The following is a 6658-nucleotide window of genomic DNA, read 5'->3' on the forward strand; positions in this document are numbered from 1 at the left end:
TTTTCACATAATAAGAGAGACTCGAATTAATGAGCCTCCACAATATTTGACATAGAGCCTTAAATTTTAGTATGAAAAAAATATTGTTGCATCGCTAAAGATTTTTTATAAATCCAAAAAGAGGCACAAATCAATGAGCCTCTAATATTTGACATAGTACCAAATTATTTGTTTATTTCTACAGTTCTAGTACTTGCTTTCCAATCTACTTTTGCCCCTAGTATTTCAGATATTGCTCTTAAAGGTACAAAAGTTCTAGAATCTTTAATTACTGCTGGAGAATCTATTTGTATAGTCTTATCTTTCGATTTAATTTCCTTAGAATCAATTATAAGATTAGCCTTATCATCTCCAATGATAACAGTTCTAGTATCTGCTTTCCATTCAACCTTTTCTCCTAGTGCTTCAGATATAAATCTTAAAGGCACCATTGTTCTTCCGCTTTCAATATAAGCGGGAGTTTCAGGTTTTATTTCTTTACCATTTACAACAATTTTAATTTCATTTGATTGTTTTTCTGTCTTTGGTTCTGAGTTTTCAGCACTAGATTCTAAAGGCTTTACATTTGCCCAGTCAAACATTAAGTATGCCTTTTGTTCTCCGGAACCCTTTCCACCACCTGATATTGCGTCCATGGCATCTACCCAAACTGCCACAAGAATTTTATCTTCCTTTGGAGTAGTCCTCTCAAACTCATGAGTTTTATTATATTCCCCTTCAATGGCTGTTTGTTTTGTTTCTACTCTATTTGAATCTTTGTCAGCTTCGTAAATAAATAGATTTGTAAGTTCGCCTTCCATATTCATAAATTCCATTTTCTTTAAATATAATTTATAAATATATTTCCCATCTTTTTCTTCTACTTCTGCCATTTGTTTAAGTGATGGATTACCCATCGATTCTTTGCCTGGTTCTCCAAATTTTTCTAATTTTACTGGTACTTCATACTTATTCGCTGCAAATATTGTATTTGGAATTATGACCAATACCAATAATAGTGATAGAATTAATTTTTTCATTTCAACAACTCCTCATTTTTATATTATACAGACAACCCTACTTATGCAGGGCAGCCTGAAAACCATGGACAGTCCACGAGGGGACTGTCCCCATTATTAATTATGATCAATATTGTAAAGAACTTGTGCAACCTGTCCTCTAGTAAATGAAGTTTTTGGTGCAAAGTTTCCATCATCCATACCCTTTACAACACCAAGCCTTGCCATTTCCTTTACAGAATCTTTGGCCCAGGATGCAATAGAATCCTGATCCTTAAATCCACTTGTACCTCCTTTGGCATTTAGATTTTTACCTGATACTTTTAAGAATCTTGTCATCATTACTGCCATTTCTTCTCTTGTAAGTGCCTTGTCTGGAGCAAAGTTATTATTACCAACTCCATTGACTACTCCCATCTTGTTTGCCCAAGAAATATATGGACTGTAATATTCATCAGACTTAACATCATTAAATTTTTGTGTCTTATAATCATTTGTATTTACATTTAACATTCTTCCAAGCACAGTTACAAACTGTCCTCTTGTAATTGATTCATTAGGTCCAAATTGCGTTTCTGAAAGGCCCTTGAAATAACCCTTATTTACTACATAGTCAATTGCAGTTTTTGCCCAGTGCCCATTAGCGTCAGTGAATTTAGATGAACTTGTAGTAGACTGGCTGTTGCTTGTGTTTTGCTGATTTTGCTGATTTTGTTTATTTTGTTGATTTTGCTGGTTTTGTTGGTTTTGATTATTATTTCCGCCGACTCTTCCAACTTCTTTCGCTCTAGACCAATCAAAGGATATTATAGCATTTTGCTCTCCACCGCCAGGTCCTTTGCCCATTATTTGATCCATAGCATCAACCCATACGGCTATATTTACCTTGTCATACTTTCCATTCATTACCCATGACCATACATTCCCAGAAGATTGTGATGCTTGATATTTATTTCCATCATAAATAAATAAATTAGTTAAGTTTCCTGTTAAAGTCTTACCGCCAAAGTCCCTTTGCATAGGCACAAATTGAACACTATATCTAAACTGACCATTTCTCTCCTCTACTCTAGCAGTATGATTAATAGCATTATTTGCCATAGAATATCCGGATTGATGTGCGTGCAATATTTCTACTGGCACTTCATATTGAATAGTAACTGGTCCATTATTTTGGTTATTGTTTTGATTTCCCCAGGAAGAATTATTCCCCCATGAGGAGTTGTTGTTATTACCCCAGTTATTATTCCAACCAGAGTTATTATTACCCCAGTTATTGTTATTTCCCCAGTTATTACCAATTCCACTATTATTAGAACCTTTAACAAGGCCAGATGCCGCAGTTTTTAAATTATCTATAGCCGATTTAATCTCATTTTCAGTAACATTACTTCTAGATAATAATGCCATAGCAGAATTATAGGCATTTACATATTCCATATTACTTTTATAAGTGTAATGAGGTCCGCCTAAATTAGAGTAACTTCTTAAAGCATCTATTAACTTAGTCTTACTACCTAAATCAGGTGTAGGACTTGGAGTTGGAGTTGGTGGTGTTGGGGTATCTCCGCCGGGAGTAATATCTGTAGCACCTGATTTATCTAAAACAAGTCTAGCCTTTTGTTCTCCGCCACCAGGGCCTTTACCAGCTATTCCATCCATAGCATCTACCCATACTTTTACATAAAGGGTATTATTTTCTAGTGCATCATACTCAGCCTTAGTTAAAGTAATTCTAAATACTCTAGGGAATTCTTTGCCCCCTGATTTTTCGTCGATTACCTTTTCTATAACTTCTGCTTCTATTGCACGTCCACGATCATTGTTATTTTCATAGCTAAATAAATTAGTTAAATGTCCATAAAGAACTTGCTCACCTAATGGTACTTCAATACCTTTAAATGTTAAATCTATTTCTACAGTATCGCCTTTTATACTTACCTTAGCCGGTCCATCTATAGCCTTTGCTCCCATTGATTCCTTATTAGGATATGCAAATTGCATTAAACTTACTGGAACATTGTAGACTTTATCTTTATTCTCTGGCTCTGTAGCTTTATCTGCACTTTCATTAAATACCTTTACTGCATTATTTAAATTAGTTAAAGCCGTATCCAATTGACTTTGTTCATTAGCAGAATTAAGAATACTTTTCGCCGATTCAATAGCTGCCTTTAAAGTTTCAAAAGCAACATCGGTTTTCTTACCCTGTTCTACTTTTTCAGCTTCTGCTATAGCTTTAGTTAAGGCTTCTTTTTTTAGCTCTGGTTTAGGTTCAATCTTATCAGCACTAGTTTTAAAAGTTTCAATAGCTTTATCTAAATCTTCTACAGCTTTATCTAGTGCATCTTGTTCAGTAGCATTAGCTAAAACTTTTTCCGCCTCTATAATTGCTGTTCTTAGGGCATTAAGTGCTTCATCTGTCTTTTTGCCTTGTTCTACTGACTTTGCTTCTAATATTTTATCTTCTAATGGTTTTTTATTTAGTTCTTGTGGTTTTTCTAATTTAGTTAGATTAGTTTTATCTATAACTATCTTAGCTTTTTGTTCTCCGCCACCAGGGCCTTTACCAGCTATTCCATCCATAGCATCTACCCAAACTTTACACCATAGGAAGTCTGAATTTTCAAACAGATCTCTATCTATAGTAAAGCTAAATAATTGTGGGAATTCATGTTGCTTTCCATCTAATCCCATGTCCATAGTTTTCTTTTCTACTTTAGTTTCTATTGCTTTTCCGCCTTCTTTTGGCAGTTTATTGTTTTCAAAGTAGAATAGGTTAGTTAAGTGTCCTTTCGTTCCCATAAGGTGTAGACCTTTAAACTCTAATTCTACTTTTACCTTATCACCACTATAAATTAGCTTTGCAGGAGATACTATAGCTCCATTTGCCATAGAAGTTTCTCCTTTATTGTATGCGTGCATTATTTTTACTGGTGCAGTGTATTCTCCATCTTCTACTGGAGCTTTTATATCAAGACTTTTATTAAATACTTTAACTGCATTATCTAATGTTGTTACTGCTTCATCTAATTTAGATTGTTCTGTAGCGCTAGCTAAAACTTGTTCAGCTGCTGCTATTGCGTCTTGAAGGGCTACAAAGGCTTCTTTAGATTTATTGCCTTGTTTAATTTTTTTAGCTTCTTTGATTTTTTCTTCTAACGGTTTTTTATTTAATTCATCCTCATATTTTTCAACTAAAACTTTTTTCCTTAAATCGACATTCCATATTTTAAACATATTTTTAGTAATATCTTCATTTTCAGATGGACTCATGGATATAGTTGTATTATTACTTTTTTTAATACAATGGATTAATCTTGCATTTTCAAGATTTATATATTGATCTATATCTCCTTCTTCTGCTAAAGGTATATTTTTAATTTAATTTTTGTAATTCTATTACCAAATTTTTCTTTTGCTTCGTTTATAGTAAAATATTTTTCTTCTAAAACTTCTACTTCATGGAATTTTTTATCTGCTCCCTTATATTTTATTGGCTTATCTTTTTCTATTCTTACAAGACCAAATTCTTTTAAATTTTCTTTATCATAAACTTGCTCTACAAAAGAAACTGTAAGGTCTCCTTTTCCATCTTTAAATTCAAATGTATAATAAGGATTGACACCAGTTTTCGTATTCAATTTTGTGTTAGCTTTTTCATTTTTATCATGTAACCTATTTAGATAAGCATTTTCATCTTCTATAAAATTATTATCTTTCCATAATTTATCAAAAACTTTTTTATCACTATTAAACCTTTCTTGAGTACTATTAAATAGCTGTAAAGCTCTATATTTTCCAGGAGTAGAGTTTATTTTTTCACGCTCCATCTCCTGCCATCTCATAAGCATATTAAAATCTGGATTGCTTCCCATGGCGTCTACTCGGACATTAAACATTTTTACTGCTTCATAATTAGGCTGTCCATTCGAATATTCCAGTGGAATTTCATAGGTTTCCGGATAATTAAAATTATCTCTTGTATATGTTGATTTTAAATACTTTGGATCATTTAAGTAGACTTTATAGTCTGAATAATAAGTTTCATTGCTATAATATTTGCTATATTCATCTAAAGAATTGAAGACCCATAAATCTGTTAAGTGTCCCTCGATTACCTTATCATTTTCTTTCGTATATTTGGGGTCAGCTAAACTCATAGGTTTAAAAGTGAATCTTAACTTCATTTTTCCGTCTTCTGTTACAATTAATTTTCCATTATCTTCAACAGCACCAGATGCCATAGAATACATTCCAGGTCTACTTGCATACCTTATTGATAGGGGAATCTTATATTCTCCTGGCAATAAATTTTTAGGGATAGGGTCAGCCCACCCTTGAAATACATATACTCTAAATTTATCTTTTGTTGTATATGTATGATTTTTAAATTTAGAACCAAATCCTGCATTAGCTATATATGATCTTCCATCTTTATTTTTGTTAAAATCACGTATTAAAAAAAATGAATCTGTTTCAAATCGGTTCCCTTTATATCCGTCTGCTTCCTCAAGGCGCATAAATCTTTTACAATGTTTTGGTTCTGCAAATTTATTTGTTTCTTCATCAAATCTCGAAACATACATTTGAAATTGTTCGGGCCAAATCCAGTAAGTATCTTCATCTTTAATATGCTTACTTTCAATATTTATATTTCCATATTGTGCACAATCGGTTTCGTTTTTAGCTTCAATTTCATAACAAAACCATTGTGCTTCATGACTTCTAAAGGATTCCGCTTCTTTTTCATGTTTTTTTATAAATGCCGCAAAATCTTGGTCATCCTTCTTTATTTCTCTAAGTTTTACCGAGAATTTTTTTGGATCAAAATTTCCTTTTTCCCACCTCATGTAAGGTTCAGGGTTAATTTGGAAACTAACAAAATTATTGCCTTTAATATAAACTTTATCATCCATTCTTATATTTTCTGCAAAAACATATGATGGAATTAATAAAAAAATAGCTATTAATAGAAATAATTTATTTATTTTTTTTAACAATTTTATCCTCCTAATAAAAAATAAGTAGAGGAATACTTATTTTTTTATTTCACATATAATCTTGCGTTACGATTCATCATCTTATCGCCAATTACTCCTAACGCTCCTGAATCTTCTAAATTAGTTTCGAATTTGATTCTGTAAAAGTGTGGAAAACCATAATCTTCATCTTCTTCTACTTCTAAATAATCTTTAGAAATAGTAATTTCAAAACCATATGGTACTAATTTATCGCTATTAATAGCCTTTTTCTTTGTTTTTCCATCTACTTCTAATTCTTTTACTGTGTATTCAGCTTCTTTTTCTCCAGTTGGAGTCATAAATTTAATTTCGGTACAATCCGCTTCATAATATTTGAATGGATACCATTTTTTAACAGGTTGTAAATAAAATATAAAAGTATAGGAATCCCCATTATCTATTACTTTAGATTTGCTCTTATCAAAAGCGTCATCAGCCATTGAAAGCTTTGGATCTTTTCTGTGATATACAGCAAAATCTTCTGGACTTCCTGCTGATCTCAAACTATATTCTGTACCATATAGTTCCCTATCTGAAAAGTCTATTGTTGCTTTTATTTCATCTTCAATAGCTTTCATATCATATTCTTTTGCCATTGCAAAGGATGGTAGTAATATCAATAATACAAGTAATAAT

The 6658-nt window shown here is 32.0% G+C and carries 4 protein-coding genes; all 4 read right to left on the minus strand.

Annotated elements, in window-relative coordinates; all coding sequences use genetic code 11:
• Positions 1-164: 164 nt before the first annotated feature.
• Positions 165-1019 carry a copper amine oxidase N-terminal domain-containing protein gene (locus HMPREF9129_RS07840; RefSeq protein ID WP_004822301.1) on the minus strand — a complete coding sequence of 285 codons (855 nt, stop codon included), beginning with the start codon at positions 1017-1019 and terminating at the stop codon, positions 165-167.
• A 96-nt stretch (positions 1020-1115) separates the two neighbouring features.
• The gene (locus HMPREF9129_RS07845) at positions 1116-4274 is read right to left on the minus strand and encodes an S-layer homology domain-containing protein (protein ID WP_004822303.1); all 3159 of its coding nucleotides are present in this window, start codon (positions 4272-4274) and stop codon (positions 1116-1118) included.
• 89 nt (positions 4275-4363) lie between these two features.
• Positions 4364-6001, minus strand: a complete 1638-nt coding sequence (locus HMPREF9129_RS07850; protein ID WP_004822305.1) for a hypothetical protein — start codon at positions 5999-6001, stop codon at positions 4364-4366.
• A gap of 44 nt (positions 6002-6045) precedes the next feature.
• A partial coding sequence (locus tag HMPREF9129_RS07855) for a hypothetical protein (protein WP_040552854.1) occupies positions 6046-6658 on the minus strand: 613 nt, incomplete at its 5' end.

Origin of the sequence: Peptoniphilus indolicus ATCC 29427 (assembly GCF_000227315.1) — a bacterium.
Classification (GTDB): Bacteria; Bacillota; Clostridia; order Tissierellales; family Peptoniphilaceae; genus Peptoniphilus; species Peptoniphilus indolicus.

What these genes read in the sequence shown, in the direction of transcription:
- HMPREF9129_RS07845 (WP_004822303.1), bottom strand. Translation starts at nt 4,274, where the DNA reads ATGAGTCCATCTGAAAATGAAGATATTACTAAAAATATGTTTAAAATA.
- HMPREF9129_RS07840 (WP_004822301.1), bottom strand. Translation starts at nt 1,019, where the DNA reads ATGAAAAAATTAATTCTATCACTATTATTGGTATTGGTCATAATTCCA.